Consider the following 18,438-nt stretch of genomic DNA (forward strand, 5'->3'; position numbering starts at 1 on the left):
CGGCTGACAAGTCGTCGCTTCAGCGCAAAATTGCTTAGCAATTTTGTCGCGAGCTCCTCGCAATGACGGCGTGAGACATCGAGCGAGAGCAGTGCACAACCCATCACCATCAAGGCGAGCAGGTCTCGCAAGTGGCCTCAGCAATCTCACTCCGCCGCCTGTTCACGCAGCCGCTGCGCGTAGACGTTGATGATCAGCGCGGCGAGCAGGATCAGGCCGCGGATCAGGATCTTCAGGAAGCTGTCGATATTGACGTGGTCGAGGCCGTTGTTGAGCACGCCGAGCACGAACAGGCCGACGATGGTGTTGCCAATGCCGCCGCGGCCGCCGAACAGGCTGGTGCCGCCGACCACCACGGCCGCGATGGAATCCAGGAGATAGGTATCGAACTCGTTCTGCTGGGCGCTGCCGAAATGCGCCACTCCGAGCATGCCGCCGATCCCCGAGCAGACCGCCGAGATCACCATCACGCTGCCGAGGATCAGCTTGACGTTGAGGCCGGAAAACTCCGCGGCCTCACGATTGCCGCCGACCATATAGACGTAGCGGCCGAACCGCGTGTAGGTCAGCACCAGATGGCCGCCGAGCAGCATCACGGCGGCGACGATCACGATCCAGGGGATGCCGCCGATCGAGCCGGATCCGAGCGTCGTGATCAGGTCCGGCACCTTGTAGGCGATCTGGCCGCGCACCAGCAGCGCGGAGATGCCGGCGGCGATCTGCATCATGGCGAGGGTCATGATGAAGGAGGGGATGCCAATCATGGTCAGTCCCAGCGCGTTGACGACGCCGAGCAGCGCGCACAGCGCCAGCGCCAGCACGATCGCGGCCCAGCCGGGCATCGGCACGTTGGCGATGTTGACGTAGGATTCCTGCAGCGTGAAGTAGGCAACCGCGATGCCGGTCACGTTGGCGATGCTGGCGATCGAGAGGTCGATCTCGGCGCACAGGATGACGAAGGTGAGGCCGACGGCGATGATGCCGGTGACCGACACTTGCGTGAGGATGTTGCCGACATTGTCGAGGGTCGCAAACGACGGGCTCGCGATGGCGAAGAAGGCGCTGAGGAAAATGAGCGTCAGGAACGGCGCGATGTTGCGCATCTGCGAGCGCAGGAAGGGCGCCAGCCCGCGCGACCGCTTGTGATCCGCTCGCGCTGTCGCGCTGTCACTGCTTGCCATCATGTATCCCCATCAAGCCGCCTCCAGCAGGCGATCCTTGCTCACCGCCTCGCCGGCGAATTCACGCACCACCGCGCCGCGCTTCAGCACCAGGATCCGGTCGGCCAGCGACAGCACCGTTTCCGGTTCCGTCGAGAGCACGATGATCGCCAGTCCCTTGGCGCGGAGGTCGCGGACGATGTTGATCACGTCGTTCTTGGCGCCGACATCCATGCCGCGGGTCGGCTCGCACAACACCAAAAGACGCGGAGGGTAGGTCAGCCATTTCGCCAGCGCCACCTTCTGCTGGTTGCCGCCGGAGAGCATGCCGAGGTCGAGGCCGACGACCGGCGGCCGGATCTGCAATTGCTCGACCTGCCGCTGCGCGATCGCGCGCTCCCGGACCGGCTTGAGCAGCAGGCCGGAGATCCGGTCGAGGATGCTGATCGAGACGTTCTTGTAGACTGGTTCCTGGTGGAACAGCATGGCGCGCCGGCTCTCGGGCACCAGCGCGACACCCGCACGCCGCGCCGCCGCGGTGCTGCGGAATGTCTTGGCGGAGCCGTCGACCGCCAGCGTTCCGCCGTCCGGTTTCAGCTTGCCGAACAGGATGCGCGACAATTCAAGCTGTCCGCAGCCCATGAAGCCGTAGATCCCGAGCACCTCTCCGGCGCGGGCCTCGAACGAGACGTCCTGCAGGCTGCGACCGAGCGAGAGCTGGTCGACCTTCAGGATCACGGCGCCGTTGGCCGACTGTGGCAGCAAGAGATCGTCGGTGTAGCTGTGTTCCAGCACTTCGCCGCCGCGGCCGATCATGGCCTCGATCAGAGCGCCCTTGGTGGTGGCGGCGGACGCGGTCTCCGCAACTTTCCGCCCGTTCCGGAACACGGTCACGGTGTCGGAGACACGCAGGATGTCTTCGATGAAATGCGAGATGAAGACGATGCTGGTGCCTTCGTCGCGCAGCTTGCGCAGCGTCGCAAACAGACGCTCGACCTCCGGCGGCGAGAGCGCCGAGGTCGGCTCGTCCAGGATGATGATGCGCGCGCCGGAGAACAGCACGCGGGCGATCTCGATCAGTTGCTGCAGGCCGATCGGCAGGTCGCCGAGCCTGCTCATCGGATCGACGTCGATGCCGAAGCGGGCGAGCTGCTCGCCGGCCTCGCGTGCCATCCGCCGCCACTGCACCAGCCCAAGCCGATTGGTCGGCTGGTTGCCGAGGAAGACGTTCTCGGCGACCGTCAGGTCGGGGGCGACGCTGAGCTCCTGGTGCACCATGCCGATGCCGGCCGCGTGCGCGTCGCGGGCCGAGCGGAAGCGGGTCTCCTTGCCATCGAGCATGAACCGGCCGGAAAACTCCGGGTGCACGCCGGCGATGATCTTCATCAGCGTGCTTTTTCCCGCGCCGTTTTCGCCGACGAGACCATGGATCTCGCCGGCATAGAGCGAAAAGTCGACCCCACGAAGGGCTTCGACACCGCCGAAGGCCTTCGTGATCTGGTTCAACTCGAGGATCGGGGAACGTCCCTGCGACATGAGGGCCGCTCAGATCAGGAAGTGATCCTCCATCCACTGCATGCCAGGGGCGTTGGCCTTGGTCACCACGGGGCCGTCGGTCACGACGTTCTTCGGGATGCCCTTGCCGCTCTTCTCGCCGGCGACCACGGCGGCCACGCCCGCGATGATGGCGCCGCCATGGATACGGCAGGACGGGTTGCGGACGGTCGCGTACATGCGGCCTTCGCTCACTGCCTGGATCGCCGGCGGCATGGCGTCGACGCCGCCGATCAGGATGTTGGTGCGGTTGTGCGCCTTCATGATGTTGTAGGCGGCGAGCGCCATGTCGTCATTGTGGAAGAAGGCCGCGTCGATCTGCGGGTACTTCGTCAGATAGGTCTCCCAGAGGCGGGCGGTCTTGGAGACGTCCCAGTCGGCGGGCTGGGTGTCCAGCACCTCGATGTTCGGAAATTGCTTCACCACCGAGTTGAAGCCCTTGGCGCGGCCCTGCGCACCGGTGTGGCCGAGCGCACCCTGGGTCATGATGATCTTGCCCTTGCCGCCGATCGCGTTGCAGAGCGCCTGCGTCACCGACGCGCCCATGAACTCGTTGTCGGGAGCGAGGAAGGAGTGGACGTTGATCTGGTCGAGCGGCGCGATCAGCGTATCCATGTCGATCACGGGAATGCCGGCGTCGATCATCTTCTGTACGGGTTGGGTGAGGGTGCCGATGCCGAACGCCTGGATCGCGACGAAATCCCATTTCTGCGACGCCATATTGTCGATCGCGGCGCGTTGCTTGACGGCGTCAAGCTGGCCGTCAAACCATGTGACCTCGACGTTGAACAGCTTGCCCCAGAACTCGGCCGCCTTCTTGCCCTGCGCGCACCACGTCGCCTGCAGTCCCGCGTTGGAGAATGCGGCCTTCAGCGGCTTTTCCGAGCGGCCCATTTCGGCTGCGAGCGCGGGGTTGACGCTCATCCCGCCGAACAACGCTGCTGCCGCTCCGCCGGCTGCCGCCATTTGCAGAAGATCGCGTCGTGACGTCGCAGTTTTATCCATCCCTGGCATTGGTGTTTGCTCCCTCTTCATTTTTCTGGCCGTCGGCGTCAGTTGCACGCGCCGCGGATAAAGCGAGTGTGTCACAATCGGAACAGCTCCGCTACGCCCTCGCGGTGACGCGATGTTGCTAACCCGCGTGCTGCCAAACGACGGTCTCGAGGTCGTGCAGCAGCTTGTGCCACGCAGCATCGATGTCGCTCGACCATTGCTCCCCGAGAAGCTCGCGCAGGGTTGCGGCGATCACGCTGAAGAACGCGATGAACAGCTCGCGCGGCGTGCCGTAGGCGTCATGCGAGGACACCTCGCATTCGATCAGCCGGAAATGTCCGGTGCGCTCGCCGGCAAAATCGAGGATGGCCTCGATCGTGAGCGACAGCATCGAGCCCTTCACCGGATCGCTGCCTTCGGTGCGAAACATCGCCTGCGCCTCGGGGTGTTCGCGGAACAGGCGGCGATAGACCAGCGGCGTGAGATCGTCGCAAGCCGCCGCGGCGAGCTCGAAGCTATGCTCGATCGGGTTTGTCGATGACGTCATTGCCGATTGCGATCACCACACAAAAAAGAGCAGGGCTCCAAGCCCTGCTCCAAAAATTGTGTCGACCCTATTTGCCCCAAAAATGCGATTTGATGTTGATTGATGGGGTGACGCTGCTTGTGCGCGTCGGGTTCCTCCCGAGACTTGGACCACCAAGACTAACCTTGCGGCTGGCCTAGGGCCGAATAGGTAGACCATCTTTTCAGGCTTGTCACCATTTTCGGCAACGATTGTTCAAATTTCGAGCATTTTGCGAAATGATTGATATGGTGCTACTGCCGGTTGCAGGGCGGGCCAGAAAACGCGTGATGGGGTAAGGGGATACGGCGGGTGCGAAGCACCCCGGGGCGCAATCGTCATGGCTAGTCATTTCCTGCCGTTGGAATAGACGGCGGCCGACTGCGGTCTCGACTTCCAGGTTCCGTGGTGGTTAGGTCCCTCGCGGATGGGTTTCGCGATGCGCCGGCGGCTGAAGAATTTTCTGCCCATAGTTCTGGTTGCCCTGCTGGTGCAGATTTTCGCACCGATCGGGGCCTGCTGGGCCGCGAGCCTTGCCGCGTCGGACCCGCTGTCCGCTCCCGGCATCTGCCATGTCGACCCGAGCTCAGGGGGCGGGCAGGGCGACCAGGCTGGTCAGCACGCCCATGACGGCTGTTGCGCGGTGTGCAGCGTGCTGCAGACCGGGGCTCCCATCGATACCCCGCAAGTATCCGCTTCGCCCGCCGAACGCGCGGCGAGCCAGGTCGCCTGGCACGATCTCGCGTCCGTGCTGGTTCGCTCTCGCATCGGTTCGCACGCGCAGGCGCGCGCGCCTCCATTTCTGTCCTGACGACGTTCTCGCGACCGGTGCGTTTTGCGCGCCGGTGAAATGCCCTTGAGCAAACCGGCCAATGCGCCGGTGTCAGGATTCATCCATGTTTCGTCATCATGCCCGCGGTGGCGCGGGCGTTGTCGCCGTCCAAGCGGCACTGCTGGCGTCTGCTGAGCTGGCCCATGCGCAGAGCGGTGAGCAGAAGGTGCTCCCGGCTGTCACCGTCGAAGCGCCGCGCCCATCGCCACGGCAGGCCGCACGTAAGCCGGTCCATCGGGCGGCCGCCAGCCGGCCGCGGACGGCGCCTGCCGCGGCGGCGCAGCACAGGCCAATCGTGGTCGTCAATGCCGAGGGAGCAGGTGCCAACGCCTCGCTCGGGAGCCCGCCCGCGGTCGAAAGGTTCCAGCTGCCGCAGAAGTCGTACAGCATCACGTCGAAGCAGATCGACGAGACCATCAATCTCAAGGACCCCGAGGACGCGGTCAAATACATGGCGAGCCTGTTCGTGCGCAAACGCAACGACGGCGACAACATGGCGGTGCTGGCGACCCGGAGCTGGGGCGTCAATTCGAGCGCGCGCACGCTGATCTATTACGACGATCTTCTGATCTCGGCGCTGATCGGCAACAACAACACCAACGCTTCGCCGAAGTGGAACCTGATCTCGCCGGAAGCGATCGGTCGGATCGACTTCCTCAATGGTCCGTTCGCGGCCGCCTATCCGGGCAACTCGATCGGCGGCGTGCTGCTGATCTCCTCGAAGATGCCCGACAAGCCCTTCGCGGTGGCCAAGGAGACGGTCTCGGTGATGCCGTGGAGCCAATACGGCACCAAGGACACCTACGCCACCAGCCAGACCAGCGCCGCGGCCGGAAACAGGGATGGGAAGGTATCCTGGCTGGTCAGCGCGAACTACCTCGACAGCTACCAGCAGCCACTGACCTACACGACGAGCTCAACGATCCCGGGGGGCACCACGCGCGCGTTTCCCGCGCTCAACAAGCAAGGCGTTGCGGCCAATGTGGTCGGGGCCGGCATCCTGGCGCACTCCCAGCAGACATCAGCCAATCTTCGTCTCGCCTATGACGTCACGCCGCTGGTGCAGGCGACCTATTCGCTCGGCATCTGGAACAACCACCAGGTCTCCGATCCCCAGACCTATTTGCGCTCGGCGGCCACCGGCGCACCGACCTTCGCCGGGATCTCGGGCTTCGCCACCGGCAAGTATATCTGGGACCAGACGCATATGAGCAACGCGGTCTCGCTCAAGAGCGACACCAAGGGCGTCTATGACTTCGACATCTCGGCTTCCAGCTACAACTATCTCCAGGACACGCAGCTCAATCCGTTCACGGTCGCTGCATCGGGCACGGGATTTTCGCCGAACGGCAAGATCACCCGGATGGACGGCACCAACTGGCAGAACGTCGACGCCAAGGGCATCTGGCGGCCCTTCGGCTTTGACGGACCGCACGAGATCAGCTTCGGCGTTCATGGCGATCGCTACGAGTTGGAAAATCCGGTTTACGCATCCTCAGTATGGAATGCGACGTCATCGACCGGCACCGGAGCGTTCTATTCGACCGGCGTTGGCGAGACGCGCACTGGCGCGCTCTGGTTCCAGGATGCCTGGAAGCTGACACCGGCGCTCAAACTGACGCTGGGCGGCCGATTGGAGAGCTGGCAGGCCCTCGACGGTTTCAACGTCAACACCACGACAACGGGCTCCGGGGTCATCACGTCGACCACTGCGATCAACCAGCCTGGCCTCAACTCGACCAACTTCTCGCCGAAGGCGTCGGTCTCGTTCGATCCGAACAAGGACTGGAACATCACCGCCAATTTCGGCGAGGCCTATCGCTATCCGACCGTGACCGAGCTCTACCAAAACGTCACGGTCGGCGGTGTCGCCACCTTTGCCAATGCTTTCCTCAAGCCGGAGCAGGATTTCACCGGCGAGCTGAACATCGAGCGCAAATGGGTCGATGGCCGGGTCCGCCTGACATTGTTCTCCGAGCGGACCAGCAACGCGATCGTCTCGCAGACCAATCTCGTGACCAATCCAGCCACGGGCGCGCAAACGCCGACCACGGTTGTCAGCAACGTCGATGCCATCCAGATGCAGGGTGTCGAGCTCTCCGCCGAGAAGGACAACATGTTTGTCGCCGGGCTGCAGTTGTTCGGCAGCGTAACCTATGTCGATTCAAGGATCCTGGCCGACGCAAGCTGGGCCGGCATCAACCCGCTGACGAACCTGCCGACCACCGTCGTCGGCAAGCGCGTCCCCTACGTACCGGACTGGCGGGCAAGGTTGGGCATGACCTACCGGCCGAACGAAAGCTGGGCCTACACGGTCGCGGCGCGCTACAGCGGCAAGCAGTACTCGACGCTCGACAACACCGATATCATTCCCCACGTCTACGGCGCGTTCGACAACTTCTTCGTCGTCGACATGAAGATCCACTACAACGCGACCAAGAATTTCGCCTTCGATTTCGGGATCGATAACATCTTCAACGAGCAATATTTCCTGTTCCACCCATTTCCCGGCAGAATTTTTGTTCTAGCCGGGAAATACACTTTCTGAGCGGACTGCCAATCGGCAACAACAAAAGGAGCTCCATGATGAAACTAACACTGGCTGGACTTGCCGCGATCTTTGCTCTCGTGCTGGCCGCGCCTGCGTCCGCCGAGGACGTCAGGGCTGGCGATCTCGTCATCTCGCAGGCCTGGGCGCGCGCCACCCCGAACGGTGCGAAGATCGGCGGCGGTTACCTGACGATCGAGAACAAGGGGACCACGCCCGATCGTCTGATCGGCGGCTCCGGCGCCATCGCGGGCAAGATGGAAATCCACGAGATGGCGATGAACAACGGCGTGATGAAGATGCGCCCGATCGACAAGGGCCTCACCATCGAACCTGGCAAGACGGTGAAGCTGGCGCCCGGCGGCTACCATCTGATGATGTTCGACCTGAAGAGCCCGCTGAAGCAGGGCGAAAAGGTACCGGTCACGCTCGAATTCGAAAAGGCCGGCAAGGTGACGGTCTCGCTGGATGTGCAGGCCGTCGGTGCGCAGGGTCCCGGCGGTGATCACTCCGGGCATGGCGACCATTCCGGTCACATGGACATGAAGAAGATGTGAGGGCGGAAATGAGACGTGTTCTTCTGGCGGGCGCCATCTCGGCGCTCGCGATGTCGCCCGCCCTTGCCCATATCACGCTCGAAGGAAAGCAGGCGGCGATCGGCTCGTACTACAAGGCGGTGTTCGCAGTGCCGCACGGCTGCGCCGGCTCGGCGACGACCAAGATCCGCGTCCAGATTCCGGACGGCGTGATCGCGGTGAAGCCGATGCCGAAGCCCGGCTGGAACGTCGAGTCCGTCAGCGGCAAGTATACGACCGAATATGATTATCACGGACGGAAGTTTTCCGAGGGCGTGAAGGAAGTCGCCTGGAGCGGCGGCAAGCTCGCGGACCAGAACTACGATGAGTTCGTGATGATGACCTTCCTCACCGATACCTTGAAGCCGAACACCACGCTGTATTTCCCCGTTGTGCAGGAATGCGAGCAGGGTGTCAGCCGCTGGATCGACATCCCGACCGAAGGTCAGGGGAATGGTCACGACCATGGCAGCGAGACGCCGGCGCCCGGCGTCAAGCTGCTGCCGAAATCGTAACGCCATGCGGCTGGCCGCAAGGCTTGCTGCGCTGCTCCTGGCGGCGTGTCTTGCGACCGCTGCCCATGCTCACGCGGTGCTGGTCGGCGCCGAGCCGGCAGATGGCAGCGTGCTGGCGGCGGCGCCGAAGACGGTGGTGCTCCGCTTCAATGAGGCGGTGGCGCCGACCGCGGTCAGCCTGCTCGACGCCACAGGCAAGCCGCGCGACGTTGTGATCCAGGCCGTCGACCAATCCGTGCTGGTGACGCTGCCGGCTGACCTGCCGCAGGGTACGCAGGTGGTCAGCTATCGCGTGGTGTCGCAGGATGGTCATCCTGTCGCCGGCTCGCTGTTGTTCTCGATCGGTGTCGTGACCGGCTCGGCCGCGCCGTCCGGCGACAGCGCGGTCGATCCGCTGATCTGGCTGGCGCGGATCGGCGTCTATCTGGGGCTGTTCGTCGGCGTCGGCGGCGCGTTCTTCGCCGCGTGGATCGGGCAGGCGCGTGCGGGCAGGGCGGTGATCCTGGGATCGCTCGGCGTCGGCCTCGTCAGCGCGATCGTCTCGCTCGGCCTTCAGGGCCTTGATCTGTTGAACCTGCCGCTCACGGGGCTCGCCACGCGCGCCCCGTGGACCAGCGCGCTCGCCACCACCTTTGGTCCCTCGATGCTGGTTGCGATCGCCGCGATGCTGATCGCCGCGATCGGCTGGCGAAGTCCGTCGAGCGGAGCGGTGCGGCTCGGAACCGTGGTCGCGATGATTGGCGTTGGTCTGACACTTGCTGCGAGCGGTCACGCGGCGACGGCGTCGCCGCAGTGGCTGACGCGGCCGGCGGTCTTCGTTCATGGCGTCGGCCTGGCCTATTGGGTCGGCGCCCTCGCGCCGATCGCGGCGATGGTGTGGCGGCGGAATGACGACACACTGCCGTGGACGCTCCGCCGCTTTTCCAACGTTGCGGCGCCGGTGGTCGGGGTGATCGCGCTGTCGGGGCTCGCGCTCGCAATCGTCCAGCTCGAGAGTGTTGGCGCGCTGATCGACACGCGATACGGCAACATCCTTGCGCTCAAGCTCGGACTGGTTCTGTTGCTGCTTGTGCTGGCGGCGCTGAACCGGTTCCTGTTCACGCCGGCCGTTGCGCCCGATCCCCGCAAGACGAAGCCTCTGCTGCGATCGCTCATCGGAGAGTGCGTGCTCGCGCTCGCGATTTTCGCGCTGGCCGCAGGCTGGCGCTTCACGCCGCCGCCGCGCGCGCTCGCGATGTCGACCGATGTCCCGCTCGCGGTCCATATCCACGCCGATGCCGCCATGTTCCAGGTCCTGATCGGGCCCGGCAAGGTCGGACAGAACGACTTCGTATTGCAGCTGATGAATGACGATGCGAGCCCTCTTGTCGCAAAGGAGGCGACACTGACGCTGAGTCTGCCTGAGCGCGGCATCGAGCCGATGGAACGCAGCGCAGCTCTTGGACCCGATGGCTATTGGCACGTCCGCAAGGTGCCGTTGCCGTTCCCGGGCCGCTGGCACATGCAGATCGACGCTCTTGTGACCGACTTCAAGAAAGTGAGGCTGGAAGACGATTTCGAGGTGAGGTAAAGGCGACCTCGGTATGACGGACTGCGTTTGGAGGACGCAATGCGCTCAAATGGCCGAAAATCGCCTGATTTGACAGGTTTTTCGCAATCGCTGGCCTTGTGTTTTCGTATCCGATCCGGTTTCACTGCAGCTCTTCCCACGCTTTCCTGATTCTCCGAGTAACCCCATGCGATTGTCGCGGTTTTTCCTGCCCATTCTGAAAGAGAACCCGAAAGAGGCGGAGATCGTCTCGCATCGGCTGATGCTGCGCGCGGGCATGATGCGGCAGGAGGCGGCCGGAATTTATGCCTGGCTGCCGCTCGGCTTCCGGGTGCTGAAGAAGATCGAGCAGATCGTCCGCGAGGAGCAGGATCGCGCCGGCGCGCTCGAGCTGTTGATGCCGACGCTGCAGCTCGCCGATCTCTGGCGGGAAAGCGGCCGCTACGACGCCTATGGTCCGGAGATGCTGCGCATCGTCGATCGCCACAAGCGCGAGCTGCTGTACGGGCCGACCAACGAGGAGATGATCACGGAGATCTTCCGCTCCTACGTCAAGTCGTACAAGAACCTGCCGCTCAACCTCTATCACATCCAGTGGAAGTTCCGCGACGAGCAACGTCCGCGGTTCGGCGTGATGCGCGGCCGCGAGTTCCTGATGAAGGACGCGTATTCGTTCGACCTCGACGAGGCCGGCGCGCGCCGCTCCTACAACAAGATGTTCGTCGCCTACTTGCGCACCTTCGCACGGATGGGCTTGAAGGCGATTCCGATGCGGGCCGAGACTGGTCCGATCGGCGGTGACCTCAGTCATGAATTCATCGTGCTCGCGGAGACCGGTGAGTCCGGCGTCTACATCAATCGCGACGTGCTCGACCTGCCGGTGCCGGGAGCGGACGTCGATTATGATGGCGATCTGACGCCGATCCTCAAGCAATGGACCTCAGTCTACGCGGCAACGGAGGACGTGCACGATGCCGCGCGTTTCGAGCAGGAGGTGCCCGAAGCGAAGCGCTTGAACACCCGCGGCATCGAGGTCGGCCAGATCTTCTATTTCGGCACCAAATATTCCGACACCATGAAGGCGCTGGTGGCCGGTCCCGATGGCGTCGACATGCCGATCCACGGCGGCTCCTACGGCGTTGGCGTGTCGCGCCTGGTCGGTGCGATCATCGAGGCCTGTCACGATGACGCCGGCATCAAATGGCCCGAAGCGGTTGCGCCGTTCCGCGCTGCGATCCTCAACCTCAAGCAGGGCGATGCCGCCGTCGATGGCGCCTGCGAGCAGCTCTACCGCGATCTGACGGCGAAGGGCGTCGACGTGCTGTACGACGACACCGATCAGCGCGCCGGCGCGAAGTTCGCCGCGGCTGATCTGATCGGCATTCCCTGGCAGATCCTCGTCGGCCCCAAGGGCCTCGCGGACGGCAGGGTCGAGGTGAAGCGTCGCAGCGACGGTTCGCGCGAGAACATGAGCCCTGCCGACGTGGTCGCAAAACTCGCGGGTTAAAGTTTATTCACCTCGCTCGATCCCGCTGGGTAATCCGGCCACATTTGCCCCGAATCATGGGATTATCGACAGATGGATGAGACCATGAACGAGCCAGTCCGTACCCGGCCTTTTGCGCCATTCGAATGGCTGCTGTCCGGACGCTACCTGCGCGCACGCCGCAAGGAAGGGTTCATTTCAGTCATCGCCGGCTTTTCGTTTCTGGGCATCATGCTCGGCGTCGCCACGCTGATCGTCGTGATGGCGGTCATGAACGGCTTCCGCAAGGAACTGCTGGACAAGATTCTCGGTCTCAACGGGCACCTTCTGGTGCAGCCGCTGGAATCGCCGCTGACCGATTGGAAGGACGTCGCCGACCGCATCAGCCAGGTTCCGGGTATCCGCCTGGCCGCGCCTGTTGTGGACGGGCAGGGGCTCGGCTCATCGCCATTCAACGCGGCCGGCGTCTTCATCCGTGGCATCCGCGCCGACGATCTCAACAACCTCACGTCGATCGCCAAGAACATCAAGCAGGGCTCGCTCGAAGGTTTTGATGAGGGGCAGGGAGTTGCGATCGGCCGCAGGCTCGCCGACCAGCTGTCGCTGCATGCCGGCGACAGCATCACGCTGGTTTCGCCGAAGGGCGCGGTGACGCCGATGGGCACCACGCCGCGCATCAAGCCCTACAAGATCACCGCAGTGTTCGAGATCGGCATGTCGGAATACGATTCGACCTTCGTGTTCATGCCACTGGCCGAGGCGCAGGCCTATTTCAACCGCAACAACGACGTGTCGTCGATCGAGGTGTTCACCACCAACCCGGACAAGATCGACACCTACCGCAAGCTGGTGACCGAGGCCGCGGGACGGCCGGTGTTCCTGGTCGACTGGCGGCAACGCAACTCGACCTTCTTCAACGCGCTGCAGGTCGAGCGCAACGTGATGTTCCTGATCCTGACCATGATCGTGCTTGTCGCGGCGCTCAACATCGTCTCGGGCCTGATCATGCTGGTGAAGGACAAGGGGCAGGACATCGCGATCCTGCGCACCATGGGGGCCTCGCAAGGCTCGATCATGCGCATCTTCCTGATCACCGGCGCCTCGATCGGCGTGGTCGGTACGCTGACCGGCTTCTTCGTCGGCATGCTGATCTGCCTGAATATCGAATCCATCAGGCAATTCCTGTCATGGCTTACCAACACCGAGCTGTTCTCGCCGGAGCTCTATTTCCTCTCCAAGCTGCCGGCCGAGGTCGATTTCGGCGAAACGCTGGCCGTGGTGATCATGGCGCTGACGCTGTCTTTCCTGGCGACGCTCTATCCGTCGTGGCGCGCCGCGCGCCTCGATCCGGTCGATGCGCTCCGGTACGAGTGAGGGCGCATATGACGGAGGGGGCGGAAGAGGTACCGGTCATCTATCTCCACGAGATCAGGCGGGAGTACAAACAGGGCGAAGCGACTCTGACGATCCTGAACGGCGCGAAGCTCGCGCTGTGGCCGGGCCAGTCGGTGGCGCTGGTCGCGCCGTCGGGATCGGGCAAATCGACCTTGCTGCATATCGCAGGCCTGCTGGAGAGCCCTGACGATGGTGAGGTCTATGTCGCGGGGACGCCGACCTCGCAATTATCAGATGTCGACCGCACCCAGATTCGTCGCACCGATATCGGCTTCGTCTATCAGTCGCACCGCCTGCTGCCGGAGTTCTCGGCGCTCGAGAACGTCATGTTGCCGCAGATGATCCGCGGCCTCAAACGCTCCGAGACCGTGAAGCGGGCGACCGAGATCCTGGGCTATCTCGGCCTCGGCGACCGCATCACGCACCGGCCGGCTGAACTGTCAGGCGGTGAGCAGCAGCGCGTGGCGATCGCGCGCGCGGTCGCGAATGCGCCGCGAGCGCTGCTTGCAGACGAGCCGACCGGCAATCTCGATCCGAGCACCGCCGATCACGTCTTCAACGCGCTGATGCAACTCGTGAAGGCGACGCGGGTCGCGATGCTTATCGCCACCCACAACATGGATCTGGCCGCACGGATGGACCGCCGGGTGTCATTGTCGAACGGACACGTCGTCGAGCTCGATTAGCTCTTAATAGGCCGGCCGGCGCCGTTTGGCGGGCTCTCTCGGACGATCGGCGGAAAGTCCGACATAGTAGGGGTTGTTGAAGCACATCGCCGGAAGGCCGGAGGCCGCTGCCCGGCACTGCTCCATCGATGTGTAGCCACAATTGGTATCTTCGCCACCCCATCGGTAGTTGGTTTTGCAGACCGGCGAGGTCGAATCGTATTTTTGGGCGCTCGCGGGCGCGCTTGCGACGACGGCTGCGACGAATAGCGCCAGAGTTAGGCTGCGCATCAGAAATCTCCTGCCGATCAGGCGTCCGCAATTCTCGCTGATCAAATTCGCGCGGAAGCAGGCCTTCCGGCACCGGCTGGCGTCAAATCACGTTCCTGCGCCGCGATTGCGGACCGGCGTCAGTGGATGAAAAGCTCGAAGAAATTGCCCTCGCGGCGTTCGCGCGGCGGGACGTGGAGATAGGAGCGGGGGTCGTTGTCGCCGGCATAGAAGGGATTGGTGACGCAGTTCTGTCCGATTCCATCCGCGGTGGCCCGGCACTGCTGATACGACTCGTAAGCGCAGTTGCTGAGACCGGGATATCGATCGCCCTGAATGCAGAAGGGGTAGCGGACGCCGACGGCATGCGCGGGAGTTCCGGTGAAGATTGCAAGCGCGCTGACCGACGCTGCCGCAAGAATCAGTCTGCGCATGGGCATTTCCTGGGTGCGATGACGTGAACAGTTGCGATGATCCAAACCGGACAAGCGGGTTCCCGTCAACACGGTCTCGCGCGCAATTGCGCACGCAGATCTCAATTGTGAAAATTGTGCGGCAATCGTGTGTCGAAATGTTCAAGAAATGCCTGTAACGCAACGTTAACTTACAATTTGAGCGAAGTCGTTTCGGCCTGCCTGTTGCAGCGAAGTTACAGCAATTCTGCACGAGGCTGGTATGAGCATGTTCTGAGGCCTTGGGGGCCACTAGAAAAAGTTGGAACGGGAAAAATGAAAAAGGTTTTGCTTGTTACGGCCAGCCTGATCGCGCTCGGCGCGGTTGCGCCGGCCTCCGCGGCTGATCTCGCGGCTCGGCCTTACACCAAGGCTCCGCCGATGATCGCCGCCGTCTATGACTGGACCGGTTTCTACATCGGTATCAACGGCGGTTGGGGCACCAGCCATAACAGCTGGACCAACACTGCGGTTGGTGGCGTTCCCTTCGCACCGCTTAGCGAAGGCAGCCACGACGCTTCCGGTGGCACGGTCGGTGGTCAGATCGGTTACCGCTGGCAGGCTGGCGGCTGGGTGTTCGGCCTCGAAGCGCAGGGCAACTGGGCTGACTTCAGCGGCTCGAACGCCAGCACGGCTTTCGCGCTCCTGGACAACCGCACCAAGATCGACGCGTTCGGCCTGTTCACCGGTCAAATCGGCTACGCCTGGAACACCACCCTGCTCTACGTGAAGGGCGGTGCTGCGGTGACCGACAGCAAGTACGAAGGTCTGACGGCCGGTGCGCTGGTCGACAGCGCGTCCGACACCCGTTGGGGCGGCACCGTCGGTGTCGGTCTCGAATACGCCTTCGCTCCGGGCTGGTCGGCTGCCGTCGAGTACGATCACCTGTTCATGGGCAAGAACAGCTACACGCTGGTCACCCCGACCGGCATCAACAGCCGCACCGACGACATCAAGCAGGATGTCGATCTCGTCACCGTTCGCCTGAACTACAAGTTCGGCGGCCCGGTCGTCGCGCGCTACTGATCGCTCGCTTAAACTCAAGCGGGATCGAAAGCCCCGGGCCTTGGCCCGGGGCTTTTTCGTGGGGCCGGCGGGTTAACCATCGGCCCCGATCGCGGTGTGGGCTCTCCCGGGTAGTGTCTCAGTTTGTCAAAAATGACCGATTTTCGAGGGTTGACGGTGCCGATCCGAGAGCCACGTTGATATGGTAGGCTTCCAGTTGGAATCGGAGATTGTGCGATGCCGAAAGGCCCAAGGGGCGAGAAAAGACCAGCCGATGTGATCGGCGCGGCCGTCATGGTCGCCAAGATCGCGACGGGGGAGATTCAGGATTCGACCGCGGATAAGAATAAGAATGCCGCTGCCGCAGCGCTGGGCAGCATGGGAGGCAAGAAGCGGGCGGAGGGTATGAATTCCAAGCAGCGCAAAGCTATCGCCAAAAAAGCTGCGCTAGCTCGATGGCGTAACCATTGAGTCTGGAGTTGTAAATTTCCTCACATCTAGAGAGCCAAGGCGGTGAAGCAACCCCTCTCTCAAGACCCGGACCTTGATGACCCCCGGTTGACTGATCACAAGTGGCGAAAAAATCATTTGAGCCCCCATCATGATCATTGGCATGTCATCATCAAGAACCGGGATAGTGGCTCCTGGCCCAGTATCCGCTTCGATCGATGCTTTTTCGTCGGTATCGCCGGGAAGAAATATTCGAATTCCAATGTTCGGCACAAATAGTTCACGCTTTTGAGCGAACGTTATTGCTATTCCGAATTTGGCTAAGGTCACGGGGAAATCCCCGCGAACAAGCATGGCGCCACTGGTGTAGATTCCAATGTACGATGCCTTTTGATCGATCTCTTGCCGGATGTCGTCGCAAAAAATCGCGGTGCCTATAAAATCCGGCGGGTCCTCTGTCCGCATCATTTCTTACTCGGCCGCTGTTAGAACTTTTACCTTGATTTCCGGTGGCACGCTTTTGAGTGTCACATTAGCGGTTAGCTTAGGGGCCGATGTGGGGTTATCTGTGATCAGCTTTGCAGCAGTCATTTCTGCCCCAACATGCTTAGCGACCAATGGATGCATGTAGTTCGTCTTGGGTCGCTCGGAGAAACGGACAATCTTGTGATCCATTTCCGCACCTAGGGCTAGGAGGATGTCGCTTAGCGTATCCAATTCAAAGTTAGACGGGGCTGAGAGCCAGCGAGTAATCTGCGCTGGATCTTTTGACAGGGCTGCAGCCAAGTCTTTCTTTGTCACCCCACGGTGCTCAGCTTCCTCAGCAAAAAACTGAACGAGTTCGGTGAACACGCGATTCTTCTGACGCTGGCGATAATACGCAACATCTCGGCGAGCCATCTGGTTAAGCTTTGAAGTATTTTCCATTGACCGCTCCTGTTACTAGGTCCGTCACTCTCGTGAAGGTCATTGGCAAATATATGTGTGAAATAAAACGTTCCAGCGCGCCCTAGCGAGCCGCTTAGCTTCTTTCCACGCCTTTGAATCCCATCCCCCAAGGTTCTCCCTCAGAGCTATGTTGGTGGCTATAAGAACGTCCTTTTTTGCGAACAAGCACATCACTCTGATCGATGGCTCAGGTCTAACACTTCGGATTTCCCACACAGCATCCCTAATCGGCGAAAGAAGAAAAAGGTACTTCGGGTCTATTGGCTGCCCATCTGCGAACAATTCCAAATCCGCCTGAAGGATACCTAGTCGCTCTTCCAGCTCCTCGTCCTCATGCGTCGTGGAGAGGAGAGCCCAAATATCCTCCGAAACGTACATGGCACGCCTTGCGGTTGCGCCTCGTGCCTTGGGTATCAGTGGAAACAACATTCCGTCCGAAACTCTAAAACCAATTATTTCCTCGATTGACATATAAGTCAATTGGCCTTTATGCCACCCCCTCTGATTCAAACTGTCTCACCTTAGAGTAGGTAAACGCCCCCGTCACACTTGAAAATTATACTTGACGCTAAGCATAAAAGTTCAGATAGTAGGGGCGTGAACAAATTGCCCCAGCAAACCCGCGTTCAAATCCTCAGCATGCTTTGCGAGGGTTCCAGTATGCGATCCGTCTCGCGGGTCTGCGACGTCTCAATCAACACCGTCTCGAAGCTTCTGGTGGACGCAGGCGAAGTCTGCGCCGCCTATCACGACCAGTACGTCAGGGGCCTGCAAAGCAAGCGCGTCCAGTGCGATGAAATCTGGTCGTTCTGCTACGCCAAGAACAAGAACGTCCGCGATGCTAAGTCGCCGGTAGACGGTGCGGGCGACGTTTGGACTTGGACCGCCTTGGATGCTGACTCCAAGATGATCGTTTCTTGGTGCGTCGGCCGCCGCGATGCTGAGGCCGCCTATCTGCTCATGGAGGACCTGAGGTCGCGCCTCAAGACGCGCGTCCAGCTCACCACGGACGGCCACAAGGCGTATCTGGAGGCAGTTGAAAGCACGCTAGGTGCTGACGTGGATTACGCCATGCTGGTGAAGCTCTATGGCGGCGCGCAGGGCAATGACCAGGAACGCAAATACAGCCCCGGCGAATGCATTGGAGCGAAGAAAGAGCCAATCGAGGGCAACCCTGATCCGCAGCACATTTCAACGAGCTACGTTGAACGCCAGAACCTCAACATGAGGATGGGTATGCGCCGCTTCACCCGGCTTACGAACGCGTTCAGCAAGAAGTTTGAGAACCATTGCCACGCGCTGTCGCTCTACTTCATGTTCTATAATTTCTGCCGCATCCATAAGACGCTGCGCGTAACGCCAGCGATGGCCGCAGGCGTGAGCGACAAGCTCTGGAACATGGAAGATATCGTTGCTCTGATCGATGCGCGGGACGCTCGCGCCAAGGCTAAGCCCGTTAACTAAAAAGTTCAGTTT

Annotated in this window: 20 protein-coding genes; 11 read left to right on the top strand and 9 right to left on the bottom strand. The window is 61.9% G+C overall.

Annotation, left to right across the window (positions count from 1 at the left end; translation table 11 throughout):
* Positions 1-146: 146 nt before the first annotated feature.
* The 4 genes from MTX23_RS16745 to MTX23_RS16760 form a co-directional block, all read right to left on the bottom strand.
* Complete coding sequence (locus MTX23_RS16745) at positions 147-1,181, bottom strand: ABC transporter permease (protein ID WP_280977768.1); 1,035 nt, start codon at positions 1,179-1,181, stop codon at positions 147-149.
* Positions 1,182-1,193: 12 nt separating this feature from the next.
* Entirely contained in the window at positions 1,194-2,696 is a 1,503-nt protein-coding gene (locus tag MTX23_RS16750; RefSeq protein ID WP_280977769.1) for a sugar ABC transporter ATP-binding protein, read from the bottom strand.
* 9 nt (positions 2,697-2,705) lie between these two features.
* A complete protein-coding gene (locus tag MTX23_RS16755; RefSeq protein ID WP_280978098.1) occupies positions 2,706-3,719 on the bottom strand; it encodes a sugar ABC transporter substrate-binding protein in 1,014 nt (337 codons plus the stop codon).
* 127 nt (positions 3,720-3,846) lie between these two features.
* On the bottom strand, positions 3,847-4,254 hold the full coding sequence (locus MTX23_RS16760; RefSeq protein WP_280977770.1) for a globin: 408 nt from the start codon (positions 4,252-4,254) through the stop codon (positions 3,847-3,849).
* Positions 4,255-4,699: 445 nt separating this feature from the next.
* Between MTX23_RS16760 and MTX23_RS16765 the strand changes: the two genes are divergently transcribed.
* From MTX23_RS16765 to MTX23_RS16800, 8 genes are all read left to right on the top strand, one after another.
* Positions 4,700-5,083, top strand: coding sequence for a DUF2946 family protein (locus tag MTX23_RS16765; RefSeq protein WP_280977771.1), 384 nt, complete (start codon positions 4,700-4,702; stop codon positions 5,081-5,083).
* 85 nt (positions 5,084-5,168) lie between these two features.
* Positions 5,169-7,652 carry a TonB-dependent receptor gene (locus tag MTX23_RS16770; RefSeq protein ID WP_280977772.1) on the top strand — a complete coding sequence of 828 codons (2,484 nt, stop codon included), beginning with the start codon at positions 5,169-5,171 and terminating at the stop codon, positions 7,650-7,652.
* Between the two features lie 35 nt (positions 7,653-7,687).
* Positions 7,688-8,209 carry a copper chaperone PCu(A)C gene (locus MTX23_RS16775; protein ID WP_280977773.1) on the top strand — a complete coding sequence of 174 codons (522 nt, stop codon included), beginning with the start codon at positions 7,688-7,690 and terminating at the stop codon, positions 8,207-8,209.
* A gap of 8 nt (positions 8,210-8,217) precedes the next feature.
* Positions 8,218-8,742 carry a DUF1775 domain-containing protein gene (locus tag MTX23_RS16780; RefSeq protein WP_280977774.1) on the top strand — a complete coding sequence of 175 codons (525 nt, stop codon included), beginning with the start codon at positions 8,218-8,220 and terminating at the stop codon, positions 8,740-8,742.
* A gap of 4 nt (positions 8,743-8,746) precedes the next feature.
* Positions 8,747-10,312 carry a copper resistance protein CopC gene (locus tag MTX23_RS16785; RefSeq protein WP_280977775.1) on the top strand — a complete coding sequence of 522 codons (1,566 nt, stop codon included), beginning with the start codon at positions 8,747-8,749 and terminating at the stop codon, positions 10,310-10,312.
* Positions 10,313-10,478: 166 nt separating this feature from the next.
* Entirely contained in the window at positions 10,479-11,798 is a 1,320-nt protein-coding gene (gene proS / locus MTX23_RS16790; RefSeq protein ID WP_280977776.1) for a proline--tRNA ligase, read from the top strand.
* Positions 11,799-11,870: 72 nt separating this feature from the next.
* The gene (locus MTX23_RS16795; RefSeq protein ID WP_280977777.1) at positions 11,871-13,151 is read left to right on the top strand and encodes a lipoprotein-releasing ABC transporter permease subunit; all 1,281 of its coding nucleotides are present in this window, start codon (positions 11,871-11,873) and stop codon (positions 13,149-13,151) included.
* Between the two features lie 8 nt (positions 13,152-13,159).
* Positions 13,160-13,858: an ABC transporter ATP-binding protein gene (locus MTX23_RS16800; protein ID WP_280977778.1), complete on the top strand. Its 699-nt coding sequence runs from the start codon at positions 13,160-13,162 to the stop codon at positions 13,856-13,858.
* A gap of 3 nt (positions 13,859-13,861) precedes the next feature.
* Here MTX23_RS16800 and MTX23_RS16805 read toward each other — a convergent pair whose 3' ends face one another.
* Both MTX23_RS16805 and MTX23_RS16810 read right to left on the bottom strand, forming a co-directional pair.
* The gene (locus MTX23_RS16805; protein ID WP_280977779.1) at positions 13,862-14,128 is read right to left on the bottom strand and encodes a DUF3551 domain-containing protein; all 267 of its coding nucleotides are present in this window, start codon (positions 14,126-14,128) and stop codon (positions 13,862-13,864) included.
* Positions 14,129-14,247: 119 nt separating this feature from the next.
* The gene (locus MTX23_RS16810) at positions 14,248-14,541 is read right to left on the bottom strand and encodes a DUF3551 domain-containing protein (RefSeq protein WP_280977780.1); all 294 of its coding nucleotides are present in this window, start codon (positions 14,539-14,541) and stop codon (positions 14,248-14,250) included.
* Positions 14,542-14,835: 294 nt separating this feature from the next.
* Here MTX23_RS16810 and MTX23_RS16815 point away from each other — a divergent pair, with 294 nt between their 5' ends.
* Together MTX23_RS16815 and MTX23_RS16820 are read left to right on the top strand one after the other, a co-directional pair.
* Positions 14,836-15,585: an outer membrane beta-barrel protein gene (locus MTX23_RS16815; RefSeq protein ID WP_280977781.1), complete on the top strand. Its 750-nt coding sequence runs from the start codon at positions 14,836-14,838 to the stop codon at positions 15,583-15,585.
* 216 nt (positions 15,586-15,801) lie between these two features.
* Entirely contained in the window at positions 15,802-16,035 is a 234-nt protein-coding gene (locus MTX23_RS16820) for an RNA-binding protein (protein WP_280977782.1), read from the top strand.
* Here the strand turns inward: MTX23_RS16820 and MTX23_RS16825 are convergent.
* The 3 genes from MTX23_RS16825 to MTX23_RS16835 are packed head-to-tail and all read right to left on the bottom strand — an operon-like array spanning position 16,012 to position 17,433.
* Entirely contained in the window at positions 16,012-16,482 is a 471-nt protein-coding gene (locus MTX23_RS16825; RefSeq protein WP_280977783.1) for a hypothetical protein, read from the bottom strand. The two genes, MTX23_RS16820 and MTX23_RS16825, sit on opposite strands and share 24 nt — an antisense overlap.
* A gap of 3 nt (positions 16,483-16,485) precedes the next feature.
* Positions 16,486-16,941 (bottom strand): helix-turn-helix transcriptional regulator, encoded by a 456-nt coding sequence (locus MTX23_RS16830; RefSeq protein WP_280977784.1) that lies wholly within the window; start codon positions 16,939-16,941, stop codon positions 16,486-16,488.
* 39 nt (positions 16,942-16,980) lie between these two features.
* On the bottom strand, positions 16,981-17,433 hold the full coding sequence (locus MTX23_RS16835; protein WP_280977785.1) for a hypothetical protein: 453 nt from the start codon (positions 17,431-17,433) through the stop codon (positions 16,981-16,983).
* A gap of 126 nt (positions 17,434-17,559) precedes the next feature.
* Here MTX23_RS16835 and MTX23_RS16840 point away from each other — a divergent pair, with 126 nt between their 5' ends.
* The gene (locus MTX23_RS16840; RefSeq protein WP_280977786.1) at positions 17,560-18,426 is read left to right on the top strand and encodes a DDE-type integrase/transposase/recombinase; all 867 of its coding nucleotides are present in this window, start codon (positions 17,560-17,562) and stop codon (positions 18,424-18,426) included.
* Positions 18,427-18,438 lie beyond the last annotated feature (12 nt).

The organism is Bradyrhizobium sp. ISRA436 (genome assembly GCF_029910015.1).
In the GTDB taxonomy this organism is placed as follows: Bacteria; Pseudomonadota; Alphaproteobacteria; order Rhizobiales; family Xanthobacteraceae; genus Bradyrhizobium.

What these genes read in the sequence shown, in the direction of transcription:
- MTX23_RS16830 (WP_280977784.1), bottom strand. Translation starts at nt 16,941, where the DNA reads ATGGAAAATACTTCAAAGCTTAACCAGATGGCTCGCCGAGATGTTGCG.
- MTX23_RS16775 (WP_280977773.1), top strand. Translation starts at nt 7,688, where the DNA reads ATGATGAAACTAACACTGGCTGGACTTGCCGCGATCTTTGCTCTCGTG.
- MTX23_RS16745 (WP_280977768.1), bottom strand. Translation starts at nt 1,181, where the DNA reads ATGGCAAGCAGTGACAGCGCGACAGCGCGAGCGGATCACAAGCGGTCG.
- MTX23_RS16770 (WP_280977772.1), top strand. Translation starts at nt 5,169, where the DNA reads ATGTTTCGTCATCATGCCCGCGGTGGCGCGGGCGTTGTCGCCGTCCAA.
- MTX23_RS16820 (WP_280977782.1), top strand. Translation starts at nt 15,802, where the DNA reads ATGCCGAAAGGCCCAAGGGGCGAGAAAAGACCAGCCGATGTGATCGGC.
- MTX23_RS16795 (WP_280977777.1), top strand. Translation starts at nt 11,871, where the DNA reads ATGGATGAGACCATGAACGAGCCAGTCCGTACCCGGCCTTTTGCGCCA.
- proS (WP_280977776.1), top strand. Translation starts at nt 10,479, where the DNA reads ATGCGATTGTCGCGGTTTTTCCTGCCCATTCTGAAAGAGAACCCGAAA.
- MTX23_RS16815 (WP_280977781.1), top strand. Translation starts at nt 14,836, where the DNA reads ATGAAAAAGGTTTTGCTTGTTACGGCCAGCCTGATCGCGCTCGGCGCG.
- MTX23_RS16755 (WP_280978098.1), bottom strand. Translation starts at nt 3,719, where the DNA reads ATGGATAAAACTGCGACGTCACGACGCGATCTTCTGCAAATGGCGGCA.
- MTX23_RS16750 (WP_280977769.1), bottom strand. Translation starts at nt 2,696, where the DNA reads ATGTCGCAGGGACGTTCCCCGATCCTCGAGTTGAACCAGATCACGAAG.
- MTX23_RS16765 (WP_280977771.1), top strand. Translation starts at nt 4,700, where the DNA reads ATGGGTTTCGCGATGCGCCGGCGGCTGAAGAATTTTCTGCCCATAGTT.
- MTX23_RS16835 (WP_280977785.1), bottom strand. Translation starts at nt 17,433, where the DNA reads ATGTCAATCGAGGAAATAATTGGTTTTAGAGTTTCGGACGGAATGTTG.
- MTX23_RS16760 (WP_280977770.1), bottom strand. Translation starts at nt 4,254, where the DNA reads ATGACGTCATCGACAAACCCGATCGAGCATAGCTTCGAGCTCGCCGCG.
- MTX23_RS16785 (WP_280977775.1), top strand. Translation starts at nt 8,747, where the DNA reads ATGCGGCTGGCCGCAAGGCTTGCTGCGCTGCTCCTGGCGGCGTGTCTT.
- MTX23_RS16805 (WP_280977779.1), bottom strand. Translation starts at nt 14,128, where the DNA reads ATGCGCAGCCTAACTCTGGCGCTATTCGTCGCAGCCGTCGTCGCAAGC.
- MTX23_RS16800 (WP_280977778.1), top strand. Translation starts at nt 13,160, where the DNA reads ATGACGGAGGGGGCGGAAGAGGTACCGGTCATCTATCTCCACGAGATC.
- MTX23_RS16780 (WP_280977774.1), top strand. Translation starts at nt 8,218, where the DNA reads ATGAGACGTGTTCTTCTGGCGGGCGCCATCTCGGCGCTCGCGATGTCG.
- MTX23_RS16825 (WP_280977783.1), bottom strand. Translation starts at nt 16,482, where the DNA reads ATGATGCGGACAGAGGACCCGCCGGATTTTATAGGCACCGCGATTTTT.
- MTX23_RS16810 (WP_280977780.1), bottom strand. Translation starts at nt 14,541, where the DNA reads ATGCGCAGACTGATTCTTGCGGCAGCGTCGGTCAGCGCGCTTGCAATC.